Source organism: Parasynechococcus sp., assembly GCF_042954325.1.
In the GTDB taxonomy this organism is placed as follows: domain Bacteria; phylum Cyanobacteriota; class Cyanobacteriia; order PCC-6307; family Cyanobiaceae; genus Parasynechococcus.
Genome location: NZ_JBGKDS010000037.1, coordinates 1 through 25,537 on the forward strand (window position 1 = coordinate 1; position 25,537 = coordinate 25,537).

Here is a 25,537-nt window from a genome sequence, read left to right on the forward strand (position 1 = left end):
ATTCATTGGTTATCCATAAGTTTAGGGCTATTTACATCTAACTAACCAGCAAGACTGAAGTGATGCAGCAAGCCGTTGACCAAATCGGGGGGAACCAAATATCGTCGTAAAACCAACCAGCTGTCTAAGCAGAAGACAAACGACTGCCAATCAAGAAGTGAATGCTCCTGCCTAAGAGGCGTTAATTGCATTCATCGGCTTACTCTTGAACTGATTGCAGATCTGATCAATCAGACGAGAGGTCGACTTTTGATTGTGGCTGATTATTTGGCTTGATTGGTTGCGGTTGTTACATAGTCTCTGTTTTAAATTTTTGACTGTCGCCAACAAATGATGCTCAAATAGAGATGATGTTATACGAATCAGTTCTCCAATCAATGGTAGATGTAGCTAGTCTGCATATTGAGATTGAAGAAAATCTGCTTCTTCGTATGGGACTCCCATCTATTCAACATGGTCCTGCCTAGAAGGTCCGTGGCTGATCTCTCGAAGCTCCTTTAAAGCTGTGTGCCATCGGGTTGCCAGTACCTACAGCCCTGACCGCCAGTGGGCGGCAGTTTGGTGCAGCTGTACCTTCGGGTGGGTCACAATAACCCCAGCCGCCAGAGCATGGACTTCAGATTGACTGCTAAAAATCAGGCAGAAGCCACAGCAGTTGCGTGAAAAAAGTCGCCGCCTTGGTCCTGACAGTGACTGCTGGACTACACCTGACCACAACCCAACCCGCCTATGCGGGTTGCGGACCAACAGAAGGGTTAATGCGCATCTGCTTCAAGGGCAGTTGTGAGATTCAGAACCTTGTAAGAGAGTGCTCAAGCGTTGTAGCTGGCAACCATTACGAGTCGGATCGTGGCTATTTCTATGGATATTCGAACTACATAGAGGGTCGGGCGACACAAATGATCGTCAAGGACCAGCAAGATCAGGTGCTTTATCAAGGAGACCCAGACAATTCACCATATAAATTCGAAGTCTGCGGGGAAAGCCGAGGCATTGGTCAACGCTGCTCCGAAACGTCTTGGGGGCGATAAAACATCCCGCCTGCAGGAACTTTTTGGGTGGTTCACAGCCAGGTCGTGCCGTGGTTAGCCCCCGCGAATGTCGCCAGATTGGGGTAGATGCAAGCCTTCCGATGTGCCGCGTCAACTTTGATGCCCCCAGGTGCTCTAGTGCGCCTACATCGAATCTCTTTGCCCAAATAAGCCTCCAAAACAGTGACTTTTGGTCGTTGAGGCGGAGCAACAGGCAAGTGTTGATCTGATGGATGACGTTTGTGCGGAGACGGGTCACGAACGCCTGAGCGGAATCCGTTGCTGAATCGTTACCTGAAGGAGTCCAACTGTCAGGGGATGTCCAGAAACGTCGTACGCAAACAGATTGCGGTTCACGCGGCTTGACACACCTTTTGCGCAGAAGCGTCTGCGAGCAATAAAAAAGCCGCCCAGGGGAGGCGGCGAAGATGTCAGTCCTGGACTGACTCTTTAGCGAGTCGGGGAGACAGGATTCGAACCTGCGGCATCTTGCTCCCAAAGCAAGCGCGCTACCAAACTGCGCCACTCCCCGGACGCATCACCAGATTAGCGGGCCGCCTGCAGGGTGTCGGCCAAAGCCACTGCACTAAGCAAAGCGCCTTCGGCACGACCAAAGCCCTGACCTTCAATCCAGTCACCACACAATCCCAGCGCTGAGTGGGGGCACCACTGCAAGGCTGCGGGCAAGGGTTGATTCAGAGGCTGGGAGGCTCCCCAGCGCATCACACCTTGCACACGCTTGTGATTCAACGCGTCGACCAACGACGGCCATGGCCGCAAGATCGTGCTCAGACCCTGCTGCAGACGCCTCTCCCGTTCCGCCAAGAGGGAAGGTTGGCTCTCCGGGGTGATCTCCAAGCCAGGATCCAGACCATGCACCACAACCCCAAGACCTCCATCGGCCTGGGGATGGAGCACAAGCCGTTCAATCTCGAAACAATCCTGGGCTTCGGCGGACAACCAGATCTGACGCGGTAACTCGGTGGCTGCATCCACCGAATGAAGCGCTGGCAACGCAAGCATCAAGTTCCAACGCACGGCCGATTGACTGGCCGCCAGGCAAGCCAGCACCCGATCAACCTGGGGATCCTGACCTTCAGCAATCGCCGAACGCAATGGGACATCCCCCCAGGACAACATCGCCAATGAGCGCGGGTGAGCCAACAAAGAGCCGCTGAGCACCAATGCCTTGGCCTGCACGATCAATTCGCCGGCTTCGTCGTACAAAATCCAAGAGCTTCGCTCCCAAACCAGCCGACGAACCCGCCGACCAAACAACATCTCGACGTTCGCGTTCGACGTCGGCAACAGGGCTTCACAGAGATGCGCCATCGTGGGGTGGGCCCGCCATTGTTCGCCCAACAAAAGGGGATGCTCCGGAGGGTCCAACAGCGCACCACAGCTGTCCACTGCTGTGATGGCACCCCACTCAGGGCGCAAGACTCCGGACGTCCGCAACGGCTGTAACAGGGCCTCGAGCCGCTCGTCGACGGGCCCCAAAAAATTCAGGCCCGGGGCACCATGGTCCAACCGCCAATTGGGATCATCCCGTCGTCGTCGGGTGGCACAGCGCCCGCCCGGACCACGACCGGCTTCCACGATGGCCATTGATCCCGACCAACCGATCTGGTGCAAGCGACCCACCAGGGCACATCCGGACAAACCGGCGCCGATGACAACCAGATCAACGTTCACCGTCTCAACAACCGTCAGAAAACAACAGGATTGACCCCGGGATGGCCAAGGTTAGGAACATCAAGAAGCCCACAGCCGCGCGATCAAGCAAGCGGGGCGTGTCGAGCGGTGCCGATGTCATGCTCCTGGTCAACAGACCAGACCAGCGTCGAAGAATTCGCCATCCAGAACGAATCCTGTTGGATCAATGGGTCGCCTGAGATTCGAACTCAGGACCAGCCGGTTAAAAGCCGGATGCTCTACCGCTGAGCTAGCGACCCTTCCCTCTTGGGAGTGCCCGTCGGGCACCAAGAGAGATTATCACTCGACGACCTGCAGCTCGCCATCCGATGTCAGAGATTTCAAGCGGTGCCAGCTGGCCCGATCCGCAGATTGCGCACGATGCCTGGGTTGCTGAAAGCGCAGTGGTCATCGGAGATGTGCAGATGGCATCCGGGAGCAGCCTGTGGCCGACGGCCGTTGCCAGGGGCGATCTGGCAACGATCCGCATCGGCCCCCGCAGCAACGTTCAGGATGGCGCCGTTCTCCATGGTGATCCCGGTGAACCCGTCGACATCGGCACGGAGGTGACCATCGGCCATCGGGCCGTCATCCATGGAGCCAAGCTCGAGGATGGCTGTCTGGTCGGCATCGGCGCCGTTGTCCTCAATGGGGTCACCATCGGGCGCGGAGCCGTCGTTGCCGCTGGATCCGTTGTCACCAAGGACGTCCCCCCCGCCACGCTGGTGATGGGTGTGCCGGCCGCCATCAAACGCGAACTGAGCGACGACACCCTGATCCAACAGCAAGACCATGCCCTGAGGTATGCCGCTTTGGCTGCAGCGCACGCGACGCGAAATCGAAGCCGTCCTTGATCAATTGCTGCAAATTCAATCCATCCGACCAACCTTTGCGACTAAAAGCCGACCAAAGTTCGTAAGATCACCGACAGTTTTTCCAGTTCCATGGACCTTCGGCTTGTCCTCGTGGCCTCCCCGATTCTTCTGGCACTGGGTTGGGCTGGGTTCAACATCGGCCGTGCTGCCGTTGGCCAACTGCAACTGATGATCAAGCGCAGCCGCGCCTGAGTTCCAACACGGTTCGTAGGCTGAAGCGGTTGCAGCCGTCATCTGTTGTCGCCTGAGACCCGTTCGATCACCGTTCTCGGCGCCGGTCTTGCTGGCACCGAAGCGGCCTGGCAGATCGCCGCTGCAGGCCTTCGGGTCACGATCGTTGAAATGCGGCCAATTCGGCGTTCGCCTGCTCACCACAGCAGCGAATTCGCTGAGCTCGTCTGCAGCAACAGCTTCGGCGCCTTGAGCAGTGATCGCGCCGCAGGTTTGCTTCAGGAAGAGCTGAGGCGGTTGGGATCAGTTGTGATTCAAACCGCCGACGACCATGCCGTGCCTGCTGGTGGGGCCTTGGCTGTCGACCGAGGGAGATACAGCGCAGCGCTGACGGAGGCCCTCGATCAACATCCTCTGGTGACCATTGAACGCCGCGAGCAGCAAAGGCTGCCAGAGGAATCCGACATCACTGTCTTGGCCACCGGTCCGCTGACCAGCGAAAATCTGGCCGAGGATTTACGTGGCTTCACGGGGACTGCCGACTGCCACTTCTTCGATGCAGCCAGCCCGATCGTGCATGGCGACAGCATCGATCTCAACGTCGCCTTCCGAGCAAGTCGGTACGACAAAGGCGATGCGGACTACATCAATTGCCCGATGGATCGGGAGCAATATCTCCGTTTCCGGGAGGCGCTGCTCAATGCTGAGCAGGCTGAGCTCAAGGATTTTGATCAAAACGACGCCACCTTCTTTGAAGGTTGTCTGCCCATCGAAGAGCTGGCGCGGCGCGGCGAAGACACCATGCGCTACGGACCGCTGAAACCGATCGGTCTGTGGGACCCGCGCTGGGGCGATGTCAACGACCGGGATGTCAGACGTGCCAAACGGGCCTACGCCGTTGTCCAGCTCCGGCAGGAGGACAAAGATGGACGCCTATGGAACCTGGTTGGTTTCCAGACCAATCTGAAATGGGGTGAGCAGAAGCGTGTTCTGCAGATGATTCCTGGTCTTGAGCAGGCCGAATTCGTTCGGTTCGGTGTGATGCACCGCAACACCTTTCTGGAGTCACCCAAGTTGCTCCAACCAACCCTGCAGTTCCGGTCGCGAGCGACTCTCTTCGCCGCGGGACAGATCACAGGAACCGAGGGCTATGCCGCTGCCGTTGCGGGTGGCTGGCTGGCGGGAACCAATGCCGCGCGCCTGGCCCGTGGTCTCGACCCGATCGAGCTCCCCGGCACAACGATGGCTGGAGCACTCACCCATTTCGTCAGCGAGGCACCAACCAAGAAATTCCAGCCGATGCCACCGAACTTCGGCCTCTTGCCCGAGCTTCCCGAACGCATCCGCGACAAACGAGCGCGTTATGGGGCCTATCGCGATCGGGCCTTGAACGATCTGGAACGCATCCAGAAGCTTCTCTCCGAAGCCATCGCCGTATGACGCCAACCACCACCGCCAAGGCTCGGATGATCGAACAGCGCTCCTTGCGCTTCGGGGTCGGAGCCAATGCGGTGATGGCACTGGCTGGTTTTGCAGCCCACGTCGCCAGTGGCTCCTCCGCCCTGCTGCTCGATGGTCTGTATTCCGGCGTACTGGTGGGGTCATCGCTGATTGCCAGCCGCATCAGTCGCAACGTGGTCAGACCACCGGACCGGGCCTGGCCCTATGGATACGAAGGGCAGGAAGCGTTGTATGTGCTGTTCCGCTCGTTGGTGCTTCTGGGAGTGATCGGTTTTGGCTTGGGCAGCGCCTCCTCAACGCTGATCGACTGGGCCCGGGGTGGTGAGATCCCAGCCCTCGCGTTGCAATCGGTGGCGGGTTACACCGTGGTGATCACGCTGCTGTGCAGCCTGCTGTCCTGGCGACATTTTCACGATTGGCGGCGCACAGGACGCATCTCCCTGCTGCTGGTCACCGAGGCACGCAATGCCCGGATCGATGCCTTGATCACCATGGCCACCGGCATCGCACTCCTGCTGACGCCATGGCTCGCCGGCACCCCCTTGGCGCCACTGGCACCGATCGCCGATGCCCTCCTGGTGGTCGCCGTCAGTCTGGTGCTGCTGCAAGAGCCCCTGTCGGCCATGAAGGAAGCCATGGGGCAAGCCGCAGGACGTGCCGCGGATCCAAGAATTCTTCAGCGCACCCGGGAGGTGTTGATGCAGGAACTCTCGGGTCTGCAGCTGCAAATGATGGATTTCACCGTTCAGCAGCTCGGACGCACGGCCTTTGTGGTGGTGTACATCAACCCCCTCGAGGCCATGGACAGCGCAGTGATCGATGGGTTGCGGCATCACATCGATGCCCGCTGCAGTCAGGATCTGCAGCAACCGGTGCGATCCGAAATCATCCTCACGGTGATGCCCCCGATTCATCGTCCGGATCCATCCCTCCAGGCGGCCCCTTAGCGTCAGCTCGCAGGCAAGGGATGGCATGACCGATCAGCAGCAGTGGGATGCCGTGGTGATCGGCTCAGGAATCGGTGGTTTGGTGACCGCCAGCCAACTGGCGGCCAAGGGAGCCAAAGTGCTCGTCCTCGAGCGATATCTGATTCCAGGGGGCAGTGGCGGAGCCTTTCACCGGGATGGCTACACCTTTGATGTGGGCGCCTCCATGATCTTCGGCTTCGGGGAGAAGGGCTACACCAACCTGCTCACCCGCGCCCTGGCCGATGTCGGTGAACACTGCGAAACAATCCCCGATCAGGCCCAACTCGAATACCACATGCCTGGTGGGCTCAACGTTGCCGTCGACCGCGATTACGAGACCTTCATCGCCGATCTAACGGCCCGTTTCCCCCATGAAGCGACGGGCATCCGTCGCTTCTATGACACCTGCTGGCAGGTGTTCAACTGCCTCGATGCGATGCCCCTGCTCTCGCTCGAGGACCCCGCCTACCTCACCAAGGTGTTTTTCAAAGCACCACTGGCCTGTCTCGGCCTGGCCCGCTGGCTGCCGTTCAACGTGGGAGCGGTGGCACGACAGCACATCAAAGATGAACAGCTGCTCAAGTTCATTGATATCGAATGCTTCTGCTGGTCGGTGATGCCGGCGGATCGCACCCCGATGATCAATGCCGGCATGGTCTTCTCCGACCGCCATGCCGGTGGGATCAACTATCCCAAGGGCGGCGTTGGCGTGATCGCCGAGAAGCTGGTGCAAGGCCTCGAGCGCCATGGAGGCGAGATCCGCTACAAGGCGAGGGTCACGGAGGTGCTGATCGAGAACGGTTCAGCCGTTGGGGTGACACTGGCGGATGGCAGCACGATCCATGCGAAGCGAGTGATTTCCAACGCCACCCGTTGGGACACCTTCGCCGGCCAGGGCGACACGCGTGGAACGCAGGCACTGGTGAACGCCACCAACACACCGGCCAAAGAAGAGGTGTGGCGCCGGCGTTATGTTCCCTCCCCCTCCTTCCTTTCCCTGCACCTGGGCGTGCGCGCGGACCTGATCCCCGCAGGCACCCACTGCCATCACCTGCTGTTGGAGGAGTGGGAGCGCATGGAAGACGAACAGGGCGTGATCTTCGTTTCGATGCCGTCACTGCTGGATCGCGATCTCGCACCGGACGGCCATCACATCGTGCACACCTTCACCCCCTCCTCGATGGAGGCATGGCAGGGCCTGAGTCCATCCGAGTACAAACAGAAAAAAGAGGCCGATGCGGCGCGGCTGATCCAGCGACTGGAGGCGATTCTCCCCGGCCTGAACGATGCCATCACCCACCGGGAGATCGGAACACCGCGGAGCCACCGCCGCTTCCTGGGTCGATTCCAGGGCAGTTATGGGCCGATTCCTGCGATGCAATTGCCCGGCTTGCTGCCGATGCCGTTCAACCGCACGGGGGTTCAGAACCTTTATTGCGTCGGGGATTCCTGCTTCCCCGGCCAGGGATTGAATGCGGTGGCCTTCAGCGGTTTCGCCTGTGCCCATCGGGTCGGTGCCGACCTTGGCCTCAATCCCTGGGCGCTGCCGGACTGATTCAGTTCCTAGCCTGGCCGGACCACGAGGTCGTGATGCCCTTCGAATCTCAGCCGTCCTCCAGCGATCTGGCCCGTTATCTGGAACAGCGGGGGGAGCTCACGAAACCCTGGAACCTTCAGATGCTGCGCCTGCAGAAGCTGAAGGAGCAGAAGGACTCCATGAGCCCTGAGGCGTACATCGCCAAAATTCAGGAAGCCCATGCCGACCTGATGCGCCTCGGTGAGTTCTGGAAAGGTCGGGAGAAGGAGGTTTTCGCTGGTGCTTACACCCCTCCTGTCGTGATCGAACCCCGACCCGGCTCGCCTGAGGACCGCTGAACGTCATGGAACGCTTTGGCCTCTCGCCGCTGATCCGTTTCACGCTGTTGAGTCTGTACTTCGCCCTGGTGCTGCCCTTACCGGTGCTGGCGCCCGCTGGGTTGCAGGCTCCCATGCTTGTGGGCCTACTCGTCGGTCTGGTTCTGATCACCGGTCTGCTGAGTGAGCAGGTCGAAACCGACGCTGATGGCATCACCGTGCGCTATCCGACCTGGATTCGCTGGCTGCTGCGTCGGGGATGGTCCATGCGCTGGCAAGACATGCGGGCGTTAGTCCCCGTCAGCACAAGCCAGGGCGGAACGGTGTACTACCTGAAGTCAGCCGATCTCAACCACCATCTGTTGCCGCAGCGCATCGCGCGCTTCGATCAATTCCTCTCAACCGTGGGCGAGCGGTCCTCTCTGGACACCAAGGGCATCGGCCGCTTGACACCGCCCTGGACCTATCTGTTGCTGGCTGCACTTTCAACATTGATGCTGGTGGGTGAAATCGTTACGGCGATCTGGCATTTTTCGACAACAATCAGTTGAACGGTTGTTCGCTCGATGGCTTCCCTGCTTCCGACCTCCATCCACCGACAGCTGTTGCTGCTCATGGTGCTGTTGTCCAACGCTGCTCCAGGGATCGCCCAGCCCTCATCCCAGTCCTTAGTTCGGGAAGTGTTGAGCTGCACCAGGGCAGAAGAACGATTCGTGATCGCCCGAGACGAAGGTTTTAAGGTCGGATTCAACTCAGCCTCCGGTCCGCAGGCACTGCCCGAACCGTTGAAGCAGGAGATCTTCGACCTCTTTCGACGCATTGCCGACGATGTGTATTCCTGGCAGACCATGGAGCCGCGTTTCGTCAGGCTCTATCAGCGTTATTACACCCGTGAACAGCTCGAGGCCATCAGGGAGTACTGCACGGATCCCACCTACCGGGCCGTCGTGGACACAGAACTGCGCATGCTTCCGGATGCCATGCGCATCGGCAACGAGTTTCAACCAGAGCTGCAACGCCTTCTCCGGGAGGGGATTCAAGAGCTCTTAGGGCGATCCTCCAGGTGACGACCGTTTGAGTCGTTCATCAAGGCATGACAGGGCAGACCACAGCCAACGAGAACAATCGAAATAGTTTATTAACCCATTCGGGTAAGCCTCGCTTAGCGCTAGAAAAAAGGAATGATTAAATCATCAAAATGACTCTCCATCTCTACGGAGGAGGGCGAAGCAGAGCTGTCATGCCGAAGTGGTACATGGCAGAAAAGCAGATTGATTACAATTTAATCAATCTCGATATGCGTGGCAGGCAACACAAACAACCCGACTACCTGAAGATCAATCCATTTGGGAAGCTTCCCGGCCTTGTTGACGACTCCACTGGGATTACATTGTTCGAAAGTGGTGCAATCCTTCTCTACATTGCCGAGCACTATGGGCAAGAAAGCAAAAGCCCAAACGATAGAGCTCTGATCAGCCAGTGGATTGCCTTTGCCAACGCAACGCTGAGCCCCGCCATCTTTGTCCAAACCGTTCGAGAGCGAGACTTTGAGGGAATCATGGATGTTCTCAACAAGCTCTACGAGACAAGCAATTATTTAGTGGGAGAACGCTGGACGGCTGCAGATTGCGCCGTGTGCGCCTATCTGGCCTATATCCCCATCTTTGCCAAAGATGCAAACCTGAATCACTGGCCCCACGTCAAGCGCCAAACAGAGGAGACCCTTAACAATACGCACTACAAAGCCATCATGACGTAACCAATACACAATGCCGATGCCGCCGTAATGACTACATTGCCCTTTTCATCTCAGCCCGTGAAAGCCATCTGGAGCGGACCAGTCGCTGTCGAAAATGACAATATTGTGATTATGGACGGCGATGATGATTGTCCGAGGACTGCATGAAAAGCAGACTTCTTCCGAGAATCTGATCGAACATCAGAGTGCCATTGCAAAGGCATTGCTCGCCATTGGGATCCAGAGATCAATGGCAAGACCTGCGTCTCTACAGCCTCTGGAGCCATGAATCACCCACCAAACCCTTTGAAAAGATCAAAATGACAATTACCTTTTTCCCCAATCAGCTGGAGCCGGTCTTCAACTGATCTTCAACAACACCCGAGGACAATGGCCAGCATTGAACTCAGCCAACCTGAGCGAGATCTCCTCTTGGATCTTCTGACCCAATCGGGAAAGACAGAGCGTGCCTTAGAGGACAAACTCATGTCATTGGCCTTTCACCAACCCGTTCATCCATCAACGAAAAACAACGAACACAACATCGGCGATCGGGTCATGATTCATGGCTCGACCCACATCCCCCATGGCACATCGGCCTCTGTGACCGGTTTTTACCATGGAGGATTTGTCGTGGTTGACTGGATAACAACCACTGGGGAACACCGCCAAACAGCATGTGCTCCAAACGAAGTCTTTCGCGAAACAAACGGGCCTGAAAGCAAAGACTGAATGGCGATGAAGCCAATCAGATCAACAATGTCATCGACCTCCGTCTTCACAGCACTGTTCTAACAGCTCCAAGCACGACCCCCTTCATTTTTGGACGTCTTTTCAACAATGACCCAACGGATTGTTTTGATCACTGGCGGATCAGAAGGCATGGGACTTGCTGCAGCTGAAACGTTTCTCGCCATGGGCGATCAGGTTGTCATCACAGGGCGCAATCAAGAGAAGATGGACAAAGTCTCCTCTCGATATTCAAACATCCACACAATCACCTCTGACATCTCAAATCGCAACGATCGAACGAAACTATTTGCCGAAATTAAAAAAGTTTTTGGCCATATTGATATCTTTTTTGCCAACGCAGGACTTGGACGATTCAAACCCTTTACGGAGATCAGCGAAGACGACTTCGACTTCATTGTTGACGTGAACTACAAGGGCTTATTTTTTTCCTTACAAGCTGCCTTAGAGCTTATGCCAGACCGGAGCAGAATCATTGTTAATGCGTCTTGGACTCACCATAGGGCCCTCGAGGGTGCATCCTTGTATTCGTCCACAAAAGCAGCCGCTGGCTATCTCGTCAAAGCCTTGGCCCATGAATTGTCTGATCGTAAAATCAACGTCAATGCCATCAGCCCCGGGCTCATTAATACCGCTCAGTTCAACGAGGAAATGATTGGTGAGAAAGCATCCAATAATCACAAAATGAGAATCCCCGCCGCTCGCTTCGGAGAACCTCAGGACATCGCTGGTGTCGTTGCTTTTCTGGCATCTGATCAGGCTTCATATATCAACGGCCAGGAAATTATTATCGATGGCGGTTTAACGTCAGTCCACTAAATCAATCAACACCGAAGTGACCGGGTCGTTTCGGTCATCGCAACACTGAAATCCCAGACTCCAAGCTCTCGATCAGCTGGCCGGGAGGCTGTCAAGGCTGAAGCGATAGCCACGTTGGCGCACGGTGGTGATGCCTCCACCTTCCCCCAGGCCTGCTTGCTCCAGTTTTCGACGCAAAGTCAGGATTTGCGTGTCAACGGATCGAGGACCTCCACTGAACGGAGGCCATGCCATCCGGAGCAGCTCCTGGCGGCTGCGGACCAAGCCTGGTGGCATCAGCAGGGCACACAGCAGGGCGAACTCCCTGGGGCTGAGCTCCACGGGCTTTTCGCGCAGGGTGACCTGACGGAGCAGAAGGTGAACCTCCAAGGGGCCAACGGTGACCCGTTCCTGCAGGCCGGTATGGCCGCGTTTCAGCAGCGTGCGGCATCGGGCCGCCAGTTCTTCCAAACCAAAGGGTTTACGCAGCACATCGTCAGCCCCGTCATCGAGCAGGCCCACGACAGGCTCTGCACCCGTTCGCGCGGTCAGCACGATCACGGGGCAGCGCAGATGCTCCGACAAACGCAATGCCGAGCTTTGCTCCAGGATCTCAGCGCTGACCAGCAGATCAGGGGACTGGTCCTGACAGAGTTCAAGGGCTTCGGCGGCACGGCTCACAGCTGCGGTGAGATGACCGTCCTGACGCAAGCGTTGCACCAAGACCGTGCGAAGGGTGGGATGGGGCTCAACCACAAGAACCCTGGAGGGCTCGCGGCCAGTACCCGAGCCGGGGTCGGGGAGGGAAACTGCCCCGGGTTCCGGAGCATCAGCGGTCATGTCGCGTGAGGTCGAAGTCACTGGGTAGATCCAGGCGTGACTACGCTAAGCGGAAATTCCTGACACGCTGGTAGCGGAGGCAGCTGTCTCACAGATGACGTTCCTCGAAGACCCCGATGCCATCAGACATTTCCAGTCCTTGTGTGATGCATGTCAGGAACTGACAACGCGCTACCACTCACCATCTGAGCTGCGCTTGTACGCCGATGGCTACCTGCATGCACTGCGAAAGTCGGGTTCATTGGACCCACGCCAGCAGCACCGGCTGGAACAGTTAGTCGATCGATGGATCCTGGATCCCTCCAGCTTCATTGGCCCCGATGGAGACGTCAGCACGCTGTACTCACGTCTGCCACAGGGGTACTGATCTCAGCTGGCGAGAGCGATTTCGAGTTTTTCGCGAAGTTCGCCGGCGTTGTACATCTCGATCAGAATGTCGGATCCACCGATGAATTCCCCTTTGACGTACACCTGGGGAATGGTGGGCCAGTTGGAGAACTCCTTGATGCCCTGACGGATTTCCATGTCCGAGAGGACATCGAAAGTTTCGAAGCTCACGCCCAGCGAGTGCAGGATCTGAACCACATTGTTCGAAAAGCCGCACTGAGGCATCAGTTTCGAGCCCTTCATGAACACGAAAATCGGACTTGAGGCAACCAGGCCTTCGATCCGACTACGGGTGCTGTCTTCCATGGTGATGCAGGGTCAGGAGTTGGAGGTTGGAACGGAGGTGTTGAGCGCGAGCGCATGAATGGCTTCCGAAGCCAGTTCCTGCTGAAGAGCCGCATACACCAATTGATGCTGGCGAATTCGAGTCAGGCCGTCAAAAGCGGTTGACACCACAGACACCTGAAGGTGATCCCCACCACCGGTGAGGTCCTCCACAGTGACGGACGCGTCTGGAATCGCTTTTCGAATCGCGGCTTCAACATCAGCCGACTGGACCATGGGAACACCACTGCATTGCGGCGATGCTGACAGATCAAGTCAGCTCTGTGGTGTCCGTCGAACTGTCGTCAGTTCGCAGAGCCGCCCTTGAACTCGGTGTCCACAAACCCGAGCTCAAGCAGACTCTGATAAGCCTTCTGACCTTGGGGCTGGGTGGGAGTCATCAGCTTGACCACCTCGACCAGCAAGGGGACAGCCACTTTGGGGTTGTTTTCCCGACGGAACAGGGCCGCGAGCCGGAGATTCACCTCGGCCAACAGGCCAAGAGCTTCACGACCCTTGGTGTCCATTTCCCGAGGGATTCGGGCATCGAGACCGCGGAATGCACCGCCCAGACCCCGATAAAACTGTTGAAGTTGCTTGGCTTCTTCCCGGGCTTTGTCGTACTGCTGACGGGCGGTTCCGAGATCACCGGAGGCCACAGAGGCATCGCCTCGGGCGATCATCGCTCGAACCGAAGAGGTGTTGAATCCGGTCTGCTCCTGGGCCAGAACCCGTTCAGACGCTGTGGCTTGGGCCAATGCCGGTGCACTGGTGAGCCCGAACGTCGCAAGCAGTGCCGTGGCCGCAAGCAGGGAACGACACCCCATGGAAATACCTACCGGAAGTTGCTGGACTTTAAAAGCATTCCAACGGTCTTCCAACGGCCAGACGAGCCGCTTGTTCAGCCGCATGCATCTCGTGCGCAAGGGCCCCATTGAACCGACGCACAGCCTCGCGTCCAGAGTCATCCGGCACAGAGAGCGGCTTGCCAAAGCAAATGGCGGCTTCGGTGAAGGGTGACGGCGGCGCATGGCTGTAGCCCAGGCCGACAGGAATCACCGGAACAACAATGCCCCGGCGCTTGGCGAGTTGCGCCAGGCGGACGAGTCCTTGATGCAACTGGATTGGTCGATCCTGCCGCTGAATCCGACCTTCCGGGAACATCACCACCTGCTGACCAGCCCCGAGCAGATCGATGGCCAGACGCAACGTGGTCATGGAGGGGCGTCCCTGATCAACGGGAAAGCATCCGAGCCGTTTGAGGAACCACCCCTGCAAACCACGCATCTCGGTCGTGGTCACCATGAAACGGCAGTCCCGACCCGTCACCCGCCGGCCCGCCGCCATTGGCAGCATCAGAGCATCCCAGCGGGCCCGATGGGTCGGGGCCAGCAACACAGGGCCTGACTTTGGAAGATTGAAGTGTTGAAGCACAAACCGCTGACGGAACTGAAACCGCAGCGCAAGATCCTGGGTCGCAACCATCGCCAGCGGTGCCCAGAACGGATCAATGCCCACATTCAGGGCTTTCTCACGGATGACCGCATCCGATCGCACCGGCGACGTTGAGTCCGACTCCTTATGAACCTACGTCCATCGCTGGACGCTGAATAGGATCCCGTTCACTCCGCCACCGCCATGGCAAGCCTGGGCGTCAACATCGACCACATTGCGAACGTCCGAGAAGCGCGGCGCACGGTTGAACCCGATCCGGTGCCGATGGCTCTGCTCGCCGAACTCGGTGGGGCCGATGGCATCACCGTGCATCTGCGGGAAGATCGCCGTCACATCCAAGATCGCGATGTCGAGCTTCTACGCCAGACCGTCCGCAGCCGGTTGAACCTGGAGATGGCTGCCACCGCAGAGATGGTCGCCATCGCTCTGCGCATCCAACCCGACATGGTCACCCTGGTTCCCGAACGTCGGGAGGAAGTCACCACCGAAGGGGGCCTGGATGTGGCGGGTCAACTGCCAACACTCACAGGGTTGATCGAACAGCTGCAAAGCAACAACATCCCCGTGAGCCTGTTCGTTGACCCAGAGCGAACCCAACTCCAAGCCTGTCATCGCAGCGGCGCCCGCTGGGTGGAGTTACACACCGGTGCCTACGCCGAAGCCGACTGGTCCAAGCAACCGCAGGAGTTGGCACGCATCAGTGAAGGCTGCAGCACAGCGAGGCAGCTGGGGCTGCGCGTCAACGCAGGCCATGGCCTGACCTATCAGAACGTTGAGCCCATCGCTGCGATCGATGGGATGGAAGAACTGAATATCGGACACACCATCGTGGCGCGGGCCCTCGTGGTGGGGCTGGAACAAGCCGTGCGGGATATGAGGGCCTTGATCCAGAATCCCCGCCGAGATCCTCTGTTCGGACAACAGCCCGGATGACAACGTTTCATTTCGTCGCCGCCAGCGAACGCTTTCTCACCGAGGAGGAGCCGCTGGAAGAAGTTCTGCGCGAACGCCAACGCAACTACGCGGACAACAACAAAGCCATCGACTTCTGGCTGGTGCGCCAGCCCGCTTTTCTTCAATCGGCAGAACTGGCCTCACTCGCCCAACAGGTGCCTCGACCTGCCGCCGCCGTCGTCTCCACCGATGCCACGTTCATCACGTTTCTGAAGCTTCGCCTGGAGTTTGTGGTGACAGGAACATTCGAGGCCTCCAACGACGATGCCCTTCGATCGATTGAGTCCTGACATTGCTCTTAACCTGAGCGCCACCGCTCGCAACCTGTGGATCTCCGCTCTCTCCCGGTGAGTCGACGGATCGAACTCCTGGTGCAAGCCCTTGATGGAGCGGAGAAGACCAACAGAGCCCTCGCGACCTGTTCGGACGGCGATGCGATGGTGGACATCCTGCTGGGAGCCTCAGCGAAGCTCGGCCTTGGCTTGACCCGACGGGATCTCACCGAGACCCCACCCATTCGCGACTGGGTGTGGTTCAAGAACAACGATCCCCTGATCACCGTGGGCGACAGCAAACCGCGCTATCGCAGGGAGACACCCGCGACACCCGAGGAACCGCGTCGAAAGTTCCTCGGTTTGTTCTGACCGCTGACAGAGCCACGGCGAAGCATCAGAATTCAGCTGTACACGGAAGCGTCGGTGCCACTCCCGCAGCCGAGACACTGGGTGATTGGTGACATCCATGGTTGCCATCGCTGCATGGTCCAGCTGTTGGACGTGCTGCCTCAAAACGATCATTTGATCTTCTGTGGCGATGTGATCAACCGTGGGCCCCAAATCGAAGCCTGCATGACCTTGGCCTGGGACCTGATGCGCCGCGGCCATGCCACCTGGTTGCGCGGTAACCACGAACAGAGCCTGATCGAGGCCCTCGCCATGGGAGGCCATGCCGGTGAACTCGCCCGGCAGGACCAAGACACCGTGCAGCAGATCGGCAACCAACAATGCAGGCCCTGGCAGGTCCGACTCAACCAACTGCCGCTGGTGTATCGAGCCGAGGGCTGGAGTGCGACCCACGCTGGATTCAATGCAGACGGTCAGCCTGATCTCTCGATCCGTGAGTCGTTCTGGGAGAGCTACGACGGTCGCTTCGGTCGGGTCGTGATCGGTCACACACCCCGGTTCAGGGTGGAGCGGCATCAGCACATTGTTCTGATTGACACTGGCGCCGTGTACGGCGGCAAACTCTCGGCCTATTGCCCGGAGACCGACCAGGTGATTCAGGTCGAGGGGCTCCAGGATCCAGAGCAGCCAGCCACCAACGCCCCTGAAGCCGCACACCTGCAAGGAGATCAGGTGCCTTGCTGACGATTTATCGCAGCAATCGGGCTGAATTTTTAGCGCAGCTTCTGGCGCAACAACTGATTGAGCAACAACCCGGCCCGCTGGAAACCGTGGAGGTGCTGGTCAACACCTGGCCCACCAGCCGATGGCTGGGCGAACAACTCGCCCAGGCCAATGGCATCAGTTCACTCATTCGATTTCCCTTCCCCGGCAGTCGGTTACGCCAGCTGGTGCGCCAAGTCCTGGAGCTGCCGACCGAACAGGAGGACCCCTGGCGCGCCAACCGCCTGGTCTGGGCCGTGCTGGACCATTTGCCGGACCTACTGAAACAGCCCGAAGCCGCCGCTCTGCAGCACTGGCTGAAACAGCGCGGCGACCAGGGCCCTGTCCTCAGCCGAGACCGCTGGCAATTGGCCCGCACGATTGCCGATGCCTTTGACGACTACGCGCTGTACCGCCCGGAAACACTCCAGCTCTGGGCTCGCGACACCGATGTTGATCCAGACGACTGGCAGCCCATTCTCTGGAACACGCTGGCCAAAACCCTCGCATCCGAACCCTTCGGGCTTCAGGTGCAACGGGCCGTTGAACGCTTACACCATTGTGAGGTTGGCAGCCTGTTGCTGCCAGAGCGATTGCGCCTCTTTGGCATCAGTGCTCTGGCCCCTGTCCAAGTCAGCTTGATCCAGGCGCTGTCCGGTCATCTGGACGTGGAGGTCTACCTGTTGACCCCATGCCCGGATCTCTGGCAGCGCTGCGGCAGCCGCCGGGAACAGCTTGGCGCCGACTGGATGGTTCCGCCCGATGGCCATTGGCTGCAGACGGCACCACGCCTGGAAGCAACGTTGGGACGGATGGGAGCTGAATTCCAACAGCTGCTGGAGGGCAGCGGCGAAACCCAGCTCGGTGCCAGACAGGAGGGGGATCTGTTCGCGGGGCCGGTCGCGATGGCAGAGACCGCGGGGCGCCCCGCAACGCTGCTGGAACAACTGCAGCAGCAACTGGTCCAAGGGGACGGACACGATGCATTGCAACGGCACCCCGGCGATCGATCATTGCTGTTTCTGGCGGCTCCGGGGCCGCTACGGGAAGTGCAGCTGGTGCGGGATCAAATCCTGCAATGGCTGAGTGCGGATCCAACGTTGGCTCCGCGGGATGTGCTGGTCATGACACCGCAAATCGAGCGTTATGCGCCGTTGCTCAGCTCCGTGTTCAACGACAGTTCAGCCATCGGCATCGATCTTCCCTGGCGACTGACCGATCGCAGTCAGCAAAGCAGCCCCGGCCTGTCGATGGCCCTGCTTCAACTTTTGGAGCTCGCGGCAGGTCGCCTGACGGCAACGGGACTGGATCAACTGCTGGCCAACCCGGCCCTCCAGGCCATGCAGGGACTCGGCGATGACGATGCCCGGGACATCACCCAGGCCCTCCAACGCAGTGGATTCCGCTGGGGTCTGGATCGCCACGAACGCCAGGGCGACGAAGTGCACAGCCTGCTCTGGTGTTTGGACCGTTGGTTACTCGGGCTTGTTCTGCCACAGCGCAATGGACTGGTCGCCGGGGGAACAGCTCCCTTTCATCAGGACCTTTCGCCGGAGCAACTGGCCCGCTGGTGGCCGGTGCTGAACCGTCTGGCCCGCTGGTTGCAGCGGCTGCGCCAACCCCGAACCGTCGAAGGATGGGTGGACCTCCTCCGTGGCCTGCTCGATGACCTGTTTGGCGATGGTGATGCGTGGAGCGGTGAGCTGCAGGGCCTGACCAGCGCCCTGGACGACTGGCGGCAACGGGCGGGAACAACGCCCCTGGAACTCGATGCAGCCGTGGTGATCAACATCCTCGATGAGGCGCTGTCGGTGGATTCGGGTCGCTTTGGGCATCGCAGCGGATCCCTCACGATCAGCGCTCTCGAACCGATGCGTGCCATCCCCCATCGCGTGATCGTGCTGATGGGCCTCGATGCCAATGATTTCCCGCGCCAGAGCGAACGCCCCGGCTTTCACCTGCTCGAACAGCACCGTCAGCTGGGTGATCCCCGTGGCAGCGACCAGGACCGCTATGTGCTTCTCGAAGCCTTGATGTCATCGCGACAGCATCTGCTGATCAGCTGGTGCGGGCGCCACGAGCGCAGTGGAGAAGAACAGCCACCGGCAGCACCGGTGGAGCAATGGCTGACGGAGCTCCAGACACAACTGGGGTCTGAGGCTCAAGGGCTTCGACTTGAACCGCCGGCCAATCCACTGGATCGACGCAATTTTGTGGCGAGCGATGGTGCTCCACCGTTCAGCTGCGACCGGCGGCAACTCGCCGCACGGATCTGCCTTGATCAAGCGCGACCAACGCCGAGCGATGGCCTGGCCTGGCCCCTGTCCTGGAGAGCCCAGACCGAACCGGCTCCGACAGCCCTTGGCTTTGACGCTCTGCTGGCTTGGCTGGTCAATCCCCAGGGAACCTGGCTGCAGCAACTCGGGCTCCACGCCAGCGAAAGCGTTGAACCCGTGCAGGATCTTGAATCCGTTCAACTGAATGCTCTGGAACGCCATCTGCTGCTCCAGGCAGACCTCGACGACGACTTAATCCTTGGCCAAGCCCCGCACTGGATTGAACGACTCGCCGGACAAGGGCAGCTCCCCAGTGGCGCCGGTGCCGTGATGGAAAACGAAGGGCTCCGTGAACGCTGGATGGGCCTGCACCGTGAGCTCACTGCCCTTGGTCCCTGCAGCCGCCGCAAGCTCACCCTTGCCGATCAGGTCCAGACCTTGCTGATCGCCGGTGACATGCATGTGGTGGTGCAGGCCGGCCAGCTCAACCACCGCGGGGTGCTCCGCGCCTGGCTGTTGCATCTGCTGCTGAGCGCGGACACCACGGCGTTCTCCGGCACGGCTGTCATTGCACGCAGCCCCCGTGGAGCCGGCGCCCAAACTCACCTGCGCTGGCTCCCTCTCCAGGCCAAGGAGGCAAAGGATCGCTGGGCTGAACTTCAAGGGCTGGCGACCTCCGGACGCAACCACTGCTGGCCGGTTCCACCCCGCAGCGGCTGGCAACTGGTTTGGCAAGAGCTCCGCAAGTCCGGCAGCGGTGCAGCGGCCTTCCGGAAGAGCTGGGAGGACGAACAGCACCAGCCGGCCCTGCAGTTGTGTTTTGGCCCGCAACGTCAGGCCGATGCATTCCTTGACGACCCCTCGTTCATCGAAGCCAGCAGCGCCTTGTACACCCCGCTGCTGACCGCTTCAACCCAGGCCACCGCGGCTGCAGGGGGCAAGTGAAGCCATGGCAGAGACCTTCAACGCCAATACCTACCCCTTGGAACCGGGCCTGCGCCTCCTCGAAGCCAGTGCGGGCACAGGCAAGACCTTCGCTCTGGCGCATCTGGCCCTGCGACTGATCACAGAGGGGAACCAATCCCTCGATGACCTGCTCGTGGTCACGTACACCGATGCCGCTGCAGCGGAACTGCGCTCCAGGATCGGAGCACGGCTGCAGGCGGCACTACAGGGACTGGAAGCCTTGAACCGGGGCGAGAGCGAACCCCCGGGTCCCGATCCAGTCCTGGAGGCCTGGTGGTGCCAGACCAGCGACGACAGCCAACGCAATGACTGGATCCGCAAGTTGCTGTTGGCCCTCGAGCAGCTCGACCGCGCTGACATCACCACCATTCATGGCTTCTGTCGACGCAGCCTGCGCCGCCACGGCCTCAGCAGTGGCGCCGCCATCGATCCGCAGCTGGAGACGGACACGACAATTCAGATCCAGGAGGTGGTGCAGGGGATCTGGCATGAGCTGCTCCAAACCCTCCCGCCCGGACAATTACGCGGATTCATGGAGGCCAGACTGACAGCGGAAAGCCTCGTCCAAGCCCTCAAGACGCTGGACAGCGACCCAAGCCCACAGCTTTGCGGCATTGGCGACGATTTTGCCGTCGATCAGCCCCTGGCTCCTCAGCTGGAGGTTTGGCTGACGGACACCTGGCATCGCTTCAAGGCGCTTTGGATCGAGCACAGCCAGACCCTCGAAGCCCGTTTCTGCGCCGCCGCGGCCGAATGGAAAGCCGCAGGTGCAAGCCGAACAACGCCGTACAGCGCCAAACCCCGGTCCAACCGATGCGCAGTGGTCGATCAATGGATTGCAACGCAGACCACCACTCCAGACATCACTGCGATTCGGGCCATGGAAAAACCGCTGAAGGAGTACTTCCATCCCGGCAGTTGGTGCCGTGTGGCCCGCAGCTGCGGCGAAACAGACCCGAGCCTGGCGCAGGCTGAGCTGCAAACACAGATCGCAACCCTCTGGGATGGACCGATCGAACGCAGCTGGCGGCACTGTCTCCAACGGGGACTCGCCACCCTGCGCGAACGCCGTTTGCGCCAGGGGGTGATCACCTTCGGCGGTCTTCTGGCGGCGATGGACCCCGGAGAGGAGCAGCCTGAGCCGGACTGGCTCACCCCACTCCGGGCGCGTTACCGCACGGTGATGGTCGATGAATTTCAGGACACCGATGCGGTGCAGTGGCGACTGCTCCACCGTGCCTTTGGCGGCCGATCCGCCCACCTGCTGTTGCTGGTGGGCGATCCGAAACAGGCCATCTATCGCTTCCGCGGTGGCGATCTTGAGACCTACAAACAGGCCCGCTCACAGGTGGATCGGGTGGATGCACTGACCGAGAACTTCCGCACCACACCGGCACTGATGGCAGGAATGAATGCTCTGATGGCGCCAGGTCTGGTGCGCTCACAACTCGCGGTCCCCGCCGTCACGGCCCGTGGCAAAGCCCAAAACCTGGACAACCAGTCCGACCGCCATCCCCTGCAACTGCTGCTGATTCCGTCCGACAACACCACGAGCAAAACAGCTCTGGAACAACGGATCCCCGACCTACTGGCTGACGACGTTCTGCAACGTCTGCAGAGCGCCACCACGCTCGAGCCATCGGATCTCTGCATTTTGGTGAGCCGCCATGCCCAAGCCACGGCCTTGCGCAATGCCTTAGCGGGTCGGGGCGTACCAACACGGCTGGTCAACCAGGGTGATGTGTTGGAGAGCGATGCGGCAGGGGTGCTGCAGCGACTGATCGATGCTTTAGCGATCCCCGGCGATGAACGCCGACTGCGCCTGCTGGCCTGTTCGGCCCTGCTCGGTTGGAGCGCCGACAGCCTGCGTGACAACGACGGCAAGCCGCTCGACGCCCTCGCCGCACGCATCCGACGGCTGAGTGAACAGCTGCCCCGCCTGGGCCTGATCGGGTGTCTGTCGGAGCTCCTTGACGGGTCGGTGATGGCCGATCTCTCCGAACGAGGGCGTCTGCTGGGTGATCTGCAGCAAGCCGCACGACTGGTGCAAGACGCCATGCACCGACAGGGTCTCAATGCAGCCAGTGCTGCTGAATGGTTACGGCGGGAGCGGCTCCAACCGCCGGATCCCGTGCCGGATGCCCGGCAGCCCCACAGCGATCAAGCGGAAAGCGCCGTGGCGGTGGTCACGGTGCATCGCAGCAAGGGCTTGGAATATCCCGTTGTGATTTGTCCTTATCTCTGGGAAAGCCCGGGGGAGAGCAAAGGGCCGCTCTGGAAAACAGAGGGCAGCCAGCATTGGCGCGTCTCCTGCGACCACCATTGGGGCCCGGGGCGTGAGGCTGCCGAACAGGCGGAGTGCCAGGCAGCCGCTGAAGCCGAACGGCTGGCCTACGTGGCCCTGACGCGAGCTTGCTCACAGCTTGTGCTGGTCTGGGGTTCCGCAGCCCGTCAAGACAAGTCCCCGCTTGTGAGTTGGATGTTCGGCGCCGAAGCGATCGGAACGGACCCGGATCAGCGCACTGCTGAGCGTCTACGGAAACACCTCGCGGACCATGACATCCCGATCACGGTGGACGAGCTGCCGGTCCATCAGGGACCCGCAACGACCGGCCGATGGCAACCACCCTCCACCGATGACGTCTTGCGATTGGGAGCCGTTCCCAGCCACATCGACCGCAGCTGGGGACGGGCCAGCTATTCCGCCTGGATCTCCTCAGCAGGCGACAGCCCACATTTCGAACTGGGACGGGACCCGGAGCCGGAAGCCAAAGAAGCGGACAAACCAGGCGACATCCTCTGGCCGGAGCTCGGCCCCTTGGCTGAGTTTCCCCGGGGTCCCGGTCCCGGCGACTGCCTCCACCGCATCCTCGAGCACGTCTCATTCCAGAACGACAGCGGCAACGACGCCGTCATCGAGAGCGAACTGCTGCGTGCCGGGCTTGACCCCGACCAGTGGCTCGGCGCCGTGCGCCGTGGCCTCGAGGATGTCCTGAGCACACCGCTGGGCGGTTCCCTGGGATCACTGGCCCTCAATCAACTCGATGCTGAGCGCCGATTGCATGAACTCAGCTTCGATCTTCCGGTCGCTGACATGGTCACCAGCAGCCTGGTGGCAGCGTTCCGCAGCGACGGCGACACGCGCTTTGGAGACGACTACATCCCCCATCTCGAACAGCTCTCGGTCTGCAGCCGCGGATTCCTCACCGGCTCCATCGATCTGGTCTTCTGTGACGGCGACGATCTGAGCAAGGCCCGCTGGTGGGTTGCGGATTGGAAAAGCAACTGGATCGGAGAACGCGGACCCGACGGACGCAGCCAAATCTGCGGACCTCGGCATTACACCCAGGCGGCCATGCAGGAGCAGATGGTGCATCACCACTACCCGCTCCAAGCCCACCTCTATCTCGTGGCTTTGCATCGGCATCTGCAGTGGCGACTTCCGGGCTATCGCCCGGACCAGCATCTCGGCGGCTATGCCTACATTTTTCTAAGGGGGATGCCTGGCGGGGAGCATCCGATGGGTGAAGGGCCGGGCCGCATCGTGGAACCGGCCTCATTGCCTCGAATCCTCACGTTGGATCGCCTGCTGCGGGAGGGCCAACCATGACCGGAAGCTGGCCGGTTGAGCTCGGCGAAGCAGTGCACGCCACCCTGATGCGCCGCTGTCCACCCCCGCGCCATGGCCAGGAGCTGGAAGAGCTGTGCTGCAACTTGACCAGAGCCCTTGAGGCCGGGGAGCTGACCCTGGAGCTTTCTTCAGATCACCATGCCCAATTGCTGGAGAGCGGTTGGCTGGAGCAAGACACCTGTCCGTTGCACCTGGCTGGCAATCGCGTTGGCTGGCGCCGCTGGGTTGAGGCCATGCACGACGTGATCGAGACCCTGGTTACCCGATCCGCGATCCAAGATCACCCCGTCGACGACCCAAGCACAGCTTCGCCGCTGCCCAGACAGCTGAATTCCCAGCAACAGCAGGCTGTTCTGGCCCTGGATGAGGTGTCCGTGCTGCTCATCAGTGGCGGACCAGGCACCGGAAAAACCAGCACCGTGGTCGAGGTCTTGAAACGGGCACTCCGCCGGACACCGGATCTGCGGATCGGCCTGGCAGCACCGACCGGGAAAGCAGCACGGCGACTCGGGGAAGCAGTGCGTCCACAGCTCCATGACCTGCACTGCTTCACGCTCCACCGCTGGCTCGAGGCCGGCCGCCATGGCTTCGGACGTCACCGCGAGCGCCCCCTGGATCTGGACCTGCTGGTCATCGATGAGATGTCGATGGTGGATCTGGAGCTGATGCAGGCGCTGATCGCCGCCTTGCCCAGCGGTTGCCGGCTTGTGCTGGTCGGCGATCCAGCCCAGCTGCCACCGATCGGGAGTGGTGCCGTCTGGAATGAATTGCAATCAGCTGATGTTCGGCAACGCTTCGGGGCAGGCGCGGTCACGCTCCAGACCAGCTATCGCAACCGTGGCGCGATTGCGGCGCTGGCCTCAGAACTGCGGGAACGGAGTCAACCGGACCTCCAGCCGCTGTTGGAGGGGCTATCGGATGACGGCAACGCCCACCATCACACCGCAACGCTGCGACGGTTACCGCCCTTCGTGGTGCGCTGGTGGACGGGGCGACTGCACACCCTCAAGCAGCAGGCCACCGAGGTCCTCGATGCAGACGGCAGCATCCGTCCTGAGGCGGCGGAGGTCTTGCTCGATGCGGTGGAGCAGGAGCTGGTGTTGTGTCCGCGCCGACGCGGCCCCTGGAGCCTCGATGATGTCCACCGCACCCTGCTGGGCAGCAACCGCCATGACCCGACCCAGTGGCCGGAGGGACTGCCCGTGATCAGTGGTGCCAATCAGCCTGAACTGGGCCTGGCGAATGGTGATCTTGGGGTCAAGCTGACCACCACCAACGGCACCCGCCTGCTGTTTCGCGTTCTCAAGGACGATGGGAGCACTGAGCTGCGCCTGCTGCATCCATCGCGTCTTCAGGCCGTGGAGCCAGCGGTGGCCATCACCATTCACCGTGCCCAGGGCAGCGAAGCCAACCGCGTCATCGTGCTGTGGCCTCCACCGCCGGAGAACGGCCCAGCCCCACGCCTGGACCACCGGCTGCTCTACACCGCGATCACGCGGGCCCGTGCCAGCCTGGACCTGATCACGACAGCGGCCCTTTCCCATGCGTGTTGAACGACCTTGGGGATGGTTTGAAGATCTGCTGGAAGCGCCGGGGTACAAGGTCAAACGCCTGTTGGTGCAACGCCACTGCCAGCTGTCATTGCAGCGTCACCTGCACCGAAGTGAAAGCTGGACGGTCATCGCCGGAAACGGACAGTTGCTCTGTGATGACGCCTGGACAACGGCCATCCCTGGAGTGATGTTGACCATCCCAAAAGGCAGCATTCATCGGGCCCGAGGAGGCAATGAGGATCTGGTGATCCTTGAAGTCCAACACGGTGAAGTCCTCGTCGAAGACGACATCGAACGCTTGCAGGATGATTACGGCCGGGTGATAACTTGAAACCCAACCTTTGAAGCGTAGGCAACACAACCATTGTGCGATCTCCGATCGCCGGGAGGTTGTGAGCCTGATTTTCAGAGATCAATCAGGCTAG

The 25,537-nt window shown here is 60.2% G+C and carries 26 protein-coding genes and 2 tRNA genes; 20 read left to right on the plus strand and 8 right to left on the minus strand.

Annotation, left to right across the window (positions count from 1 at the left end; translation table 11 throughout):
• Nucleotides 1–1,489: 1,489 nt before the first annotated feature.
• The 3 genes from ACGVKB_RS05595 to ACGVKB_RS05605 all read right to left on the minus strand — a co-directional run bounded on the left by ACGVKB_RS05595 (nucleotide 1,490) and on the right by ACGVKB_RS05605 (nucleotide 2,986).
• Nucleotides 1,490–1,563 (minus strand) — tRNA-Pro (locus tag ACGVKB_RS05595).
• Between the two features lie 14 nt (nucleotides 1,564–1,577).
• The gene (locus tag ACGVKB_RS05600; RefSeq protein WP_392350289.1) at nucleotides 1,578–2,726 is read right to left on the minus strand and encodes an NAD(P)-binding protein; all 1,149 of its coding nucleotides are present in this window, start codon (nucleotides 2,724–2,726) and stop codon (nucleotides 1,578–1,580) included.
• Nucleotides 2,727–2,914: 188 nt separating this feature from the next.
• A tRNA-Lys gene (locus ACGVKB_RS05605) sits at nucleotides 2,915–2,986 on the minus strand.
• 69 nt (nucleotides 2,987–3,055) lie between these two features.
• Between ACGVKB_RS05605 and ACGVKB_RS05610 the strand changes: the two genes are divergently transcribed.
• The 11 genes from ACGVKB_RS05610 (at nucleotide 3,056) to ACGVKB_RS05660 (ending at nucleotide 11,362) form a co-directional block, all read left to right on the plus strand.
• Entirely contained in the window at nucleotides 3,056–3,580 is a 525-nt protein-coding gene (locus tag ACGVKB_RS05610; RefSeq protein WP_392350290.1) for a gamma carbonic anhydrase family protein, read from the plus strand.
• 90 nt (nucleotides 3,581–3,670) lie between these two features.
• Entirely contained in the window at nucleotides 3,671–3,793 is a 123-nt protein-coding gene (locus ACGVKB_RS05615; protein ID WP_011933287.1) for a photosystem II protein Y, read from the plus strand.
• A gap of 42 nt (nucleotides 3,794–3,835) precedes the next feature.
• The gene (gene trmFO / locus ACGVKB_RS05620) at nucleotides 3,836–5,212 is read left to right on the plus strand and encodes an FADH(2)-oxidizing methylenetetrahydrofolate--tRNA-(uracil(54)-C(5))-methyltransferase TrmFO (RefSeq protein ID WP_392350324.1); all 1,377 of its coding nucleotides are present in this window, start codon (nucleotides 3,836–3,838) and stop codon (nucleotides 5,210–5,212) included.
• A complete protein-coding gene (locus ACGVKB_RS05625; RefSeq protein ID WP_392350291.1) occupies nucleotides 5,209–6,180 on the plus strand; it encodes a cation transporter in 972 nt (323 codons plus the stop codon). The genes trmFO and ACGVKB_RS05625 overlap by 4 nt, the downstream gene beginning before the upstream one ends.
• A 25-nt stretch (nucleotides 6,181–6,205) precedes the next feature.
• Nucleotides 6,206–7,756 carry a carotenoid isomerase gene (gene crtH / locus ACGVKB_RS05630; protein ID WP_392350292.1) on the plus strand — a complete coding sequence of 517 codons (1,551 nt, stop codon included), beginning with the start codon at nucleotides 6,206–6,208 and terminating at the stop codon, nucleotides 7,754–7,756.
• A 35-nt stretch (nucleotides 7,757–7,791) separates the two neighbouring features.
• The gene (locus tag ACGVKB_RS05635) at nucleotides 7,792–8,076 is read left to right on the plus strand and encodes a hypothetical protein (RefSeq protein ID WP_392350293.1); all 285 of its coding nucleotides are present in this window, start codon (nucleotides 7,792–7,794) and stop codon (nucleotides 8,074–8,076) included.
• 5 nt (nucleotides 8,077–8,081) lie between these two features.
• Nucleotides 8,082–8,606: a hypothetical protein gene (locus ACGVKB_RS05640; protein WP_392350294.1), complete on the plus strand. Its 525-nt coding sequence runs from the start codon at nucleotides 8,082–8,084 to the stop codon at nucleotides 8,604–8,606.
• Between the two features lie 15 nt (nucleotides 8,607–8,621).
• Nucleotides 8,622–9,122, plus strand: coding sequence for a hypothetical protein (locus ACGVKB_RS05645; protein ID WP_392350295.1), 501 nt, complete (start codon nucleotides 8,622–8,624; stop codon nucleotides 9,120–9,122).
• A 131-nt stretch (nucleotides 9,123–9,253) separates the two neighbouring features.
• On the plus strand, nucleotides 9,254–9,814 hold the full coding sequence (locus tag ACGVKB_RS05650; protein ID WP_392350296.1) for a glutathione S-transferase family protein: 561 nt from the start codon (nucleotides 9,254–9,256) through the stop codon (nucleotides 9,812–9,814).
• 369 nt (nucleotides 9,815–10,183) lie between these two features.
• Nucleotides 10,184–10,525 (plus strand): hypothetical protein, encoded by a 342-nt coding sequence (locus tag ACGVKB_RS05655; protein WP_392350297.1) that lies wholly within the window; start codon nucleotides 10,184–10,186, stop codon nucleotides 10,523–10,525.
• 108 nt (nucleotides 10,526–10,633) lie between these two features.
• Complete coding sequence (locus ACGVKB_RS05660; protein WP_392350298.1) at nucleotides 10,634–11,362, plus strand: SDR family NAD(P)-dependent oxidoreductase; 729 nt, start codon at nucleotides 10,634–10,636, stop codon at nucleotides 11,360–11,362.
• Between the two features lie 72 nt (nucleotides 11,363–11,434).
• On the opposite strand, the gene ACGVKB_RS05665 is transcribed toward ACGVKB_RS05660, so the two are convergent.
• Nucleotides 11,435–12,202: a response regulator transcription factor gene (locus ACGVKB_RS05665; protein ID WP_392350299.1), complete on the minus strand. Its 768-nt coding sequence runs from the start codon at nucleotides 12,200–12,202 to the stop codon at nucleotides 11,435–11,437.
• 73 nt (nucleotides 12,203–12,275) lie between these two features.
• On the opposite strand from ACGVKB_RS05665, the gene ACGVKB_RS05670 reads away from it, so the two are divergent.
• Nucleotides 12,276–12,548, plus strand: coding sequence for a DUF6761 family protein (locus tag ACGVKB_RS05670; RefSeq protein WP_392350300.1), 273 nt, complete (start codon nucleotides 12,276–12,278; stop codon nucleotides 12,546–12,548).
• Between the two features lie 2 nt (nucleotides 12,549–12,550).
• Here ACGVKB_RS05670 and grxD read toward each other — a convergent pair whose 3' ends face one another.
• The 4 genes from grxD to ACGVKB_RS05690 all read right to left on the minus strand — a co-directional run bounded on the left by grxD (nucleotide 12,551) and on the right by ACGVKB_RS05690 (nucleotide 14,377).
• On the minus strand, nucleotides 12,551–12,874 hold the full coding sequence (grxD, locus tag ACGVKB_RS05675) for a Grx4 family monothiol glutaredoxin (protein WP_392350301.1): 324 nt from the start codon (nucleotides 12,872–12,874) through the stop codon (nucleotides 12,551–12,553).
• Between the two features lie 12 nt (nucleotides 12,875–12,886).
• Nucleotides 12,887–13,129, minus strand: a complete 243-nt coding sequence (locus ACGVKB_RS05680) for a BolA/IbaG family iron-sulfur metabolism protein (RefSeq protein WP_392350302.1) — start codon at nucleotides 13,127–13,129, stop codon at nucleotides 12,887–12,889.
• A gap of 68 nt (nucleotides 13,130–13,197) precedes the next feature.
• Entirely contained in the window at nucleotides 13,198–13,719 is a 522-nt protein-coding gene (locus tag ACGVKB_RS05685; protein ID WP_392350303.1) for a hypothetical protein, read from the minus strand.
• A gap of 28 nt (nucleotides 13,720–13,747) precedes the next feature.
• Entirely contained in the window at nucleotides 13,748–14,377 is a 630-nt protein-coding gene (locus tag ACGVKB_RS05690) for a lysophospholipid acyltransferase family protein (RefSeq protein ID WP_392350325.1), read from the minus strand.
• Between the two features lie 153 nt (nucleotides 14,378–14,530).
• On the opposite strand from ACGVKB_RS05690, the gene ACGVKB_RS05695 reads away from it, so the two are divergent.
• The 8 genes from ACGVKB_RS05695 (at nucleotide 14,531) to ACGVKB_RS05730 (ending at nucleotide 25,443) form a co-directional block, all read left to right on the plus strand.
• Nucleotides 14,531–15,280, plus strand: coding sequence for a pyridoxine 5'-phosphate synthase (locus tag ACGVKB_RS05695; RefSeq protein ID WP_392350304.1), 750 nt, complete (start codon nucleotides 14,531–14,533; stop codon nucleotides 15,278–15,280).
• Complete coding sequence (locus ACGVKB_RS05700) at nucleotides 15,277–15,591, plus strand: MgPME-cyclase complex family protein (RefSeq protein WP_392350305.1); 315 nt, start codon at nucleotides 15,277–15,279, stop codon at nucleotides 15,589–15,591. Before ACGVKB_RS05695 ends, ACGVKB_RS05700 begins: the two co-directional genes overlap by 4 nt.
• 36 nt (nucleotides 15,592–15,627) lie before the next feature.
• Nucleotides 15,628–15,945, plus strand: coding sequence for a hypothetical protein (locus ACGVKB_RS05705; RefSeq protein WP_392350306.1), 318 nt, complete (start codon nucleotides 15,628–15,630; stop codon nucleotides 15,943–15,945).
• A gap of 114 nt (nucleotides 15,946–16,059) precedes the next feature.
• Complete coding sequence (locus tag ACGVKB_RS05710) at nucleotides 16,060–16,668, plus strand: metallophosphoesterase (RefSeq protein ID WP_392350307.1); 609 nt, start codon at nucleotides 16,060–16,062, stop codon at nucleotides 16,666–16,668.
• Complete coding sequence (locus tag ACGVKB_RS05715) at nucleotides 16,662–19,907, plus strand: exodeoxyribonuclease V subunit gamma (RefSeq protein ID WP_392350308.1); 3,246 nt, start codon at nucleotides 16,662–16,664, stop codon at nucleotides 19,905–19,907. Before ACGVKB_RS05710 ends, ACGVKB_RS05715 begins: the two co-directional genes overlap by 7 nt.
• A 4-nt stretch (nucleotides 19,908–19,911) precedes the next feature.
• Nucleotides 19,912–23,538, plus strand: coding sequence for a UvrD-helicase domain-containing protein (locus tag ACGVKB_RS05720; RefSeq protein ID WP_392350309.1), 3,627 nt, complete (start codon nucleotides 19,912–19,914; stop codon nucleotides 23,536–23,538).
• Nucleotides 23,535–25,112: an ATP-dependent RecD-like DNA helicase gene (locus ACGVKB_RS05725; RefSeq protein ID WP_392350310.1), complete on the plus strand. Its 1,578-nt coding sequence runs from the start codon at nucleotides 23,535–23,537 to the stop codon at nucleotides 25,110–25,112. Before ACGVKB_RS05720 ends, ACGVKB_RS05725 begins: the two co-directional genes overlap by 4 nt.
• Entirely contained in the window at nucleotides 25,102–25,443 is a 342-nt protein-coding gene (locus tag ACGVKB_RS05730; RefSeq protein WP_392350311.1) for a phosphomannose isomerase type II C-terminal cupin domain, read from the plus strand. Before ACGVKB_RS05725 ends, ACGVKB_RS05730 begins: the two co-directional genes overlap by 11 nt.
• The last annotated feature ends 94 nt before the right edge of the window (nucleotides 25,444–25,537 follow it).

Excerpts from the sequence above, each read along its gene's own strand:
- ACGVKB_RS05610 (WP_392350290.1), top strand. The coding sequence starts at position 3,056 with ATGTCAGAGATTTCAAGCGGTGCCAGCTGGCCCGATCCGCAGATTGCG.
- ACGVKB_RS05615 (WP_011933287.1), top strand. The coding sequence starts at position 3,671 with ATGGACCTTCGGCTTGTCCTCGTGGCCTCCCCGATTCTTCTGGCACTG.
- ACGVKB_RS05625 (WP_392350291.1), top strand. The coding sequence starts at position 5,209 with ATGACGCCAACCACCACCGCCAAGGCTCGGATGATCGAACAGCGCTCC.
- crtH (WP_392350292.1), top strand. The coding sequence starts at position 6,206 with ATGACCGATCAGCAGCAGTGGGATGCCGTGGTGATCGGCTCAGGAATC.
- ACGVKB_RS05635 (WP_392350293.1), top strand. The coding sequence starts at position 7,792 with ATGCCCTTCGAATCTCAGCCGTCCTCCAGCGATCTGGCCCGTTATCTG.
- ACGVKB_RS05640 (WP_392350294.1), top strand. The coding sequence starts at position 8,082 with ATGGAACGCTTTGGCCTCTCGCCGCTGATCCGTTTCACGCTGTTGAGT.
- ACGVKB_RS05645 (WP_392350295.1), top strand. The coding sequence starts at position 8,622 with ATGGCTTCCCTGCTTCCGACCTCCATCCACCGACAGCTGTTGCTGCTC.
- ACGVKB_RS05650 (WP_392350296.1), top strand. The coding sequence starts at position 9,254 with ATGACTCTCCATCTCTACGGAGGAGGGCGAAGCAGAGCTGTCATGCCG.
- ACGVKB_RS05655 (WP_392350297.1), top strand. The coding sequence starts at position 10,184 with ATGGCCAGCATTGAACTCAGCCAACCTGAGCGAGATCTCCTCTTGGAT.
- ACGVKB_RS05660 (WP_392350298.1), top strand. The coding sequence starts at position 10,634 with ATGACCCAACGGATTGTTTTGATCACTGGCGGATCAGAAGGCATGGGA.
- ACGVKB_RS05670 (WP_392350300.1), top strand. The coding sequence starts at position 12,276 with ATGACGTTCCTCGAAGACCCCGATGCCATCAGACATTTCCAGTCCTTG.
- grxD (WP_392350301.1), bottom strand. The coding sequence starts at position 12,874 with ATGGAAGACAGCACCCGTAGTCGGATCGAAGGCCTGGTTGCCTCAAGT.
- ACGVKB_RS05680 (WP_392350302.1), bottom strand. The coding sequence starts at position 13,129 with ATGGTCCAGTCGGCTGATGTTGAAGCCGCGATTCGAAAAGCGATTCCA.
- ACGVKB_RS05685 (WP_392350303.1), bottom strand. The coding sequence starts at position 13,719 with ATGGGGTGTCGTTCCCTGCTTGCGGCCACGGCACTGCTTGCGACGTTC.
- ACGVKB_RS05690 (WP_392350325.1), bottom strand. The coding sequence starts at position 14,377 with ATGGTTGCGACCCAGGATCTTGCGCTGCGGTTTCAGTTCCGTCAGCGG.
- ACGVKB_RS05695 (WP_392350304.1), top strand. The coding sequence starts at position 14,531 with ATGGCAAGCCTGGGCGTCAACATCGACCACATTGCGAACGTCCGAGAA.
- ACGVKB_RS05700 (WP_392350305.1), top strand. The coding sequence starts at position 15,277 with ATGACAACGTTTCATTTCGTCGCCGCCAGCGAACGCTTTCTCACCGAG.
- ACGVKB_RS05710 (WP_392350307.1), top strand. The coding sequence starts at position 16,060 with ATGGTCCAGCTGTTGGACGTGCTGCCTCAAAACGATCATTTGATCTTC.
- ACGVKB_RS05720 (WP_392350309.1), top strand. The coding sequence starts at position 19,912 with ATGGCAGAGACCTTCAACGCCAATACCTACCCCTTGGAACCGGGCCTG.
- ACGVKB_RS05725 (WP_392350310.1), top strand. The coding sequence starts at position 23,535 with ATGACCGGAAGCTGGCCGGTTGAGCTCGGCGAAGCAGTGCACGCCACC.
- ACGVKB_RS05730 (WP_392350311.1), top strand. The coding sequence starts at position 25,102 with ATGCGTGTTGAACGACCTTGGGGATGGTTTGAAGATCTGCTGGAAGCG.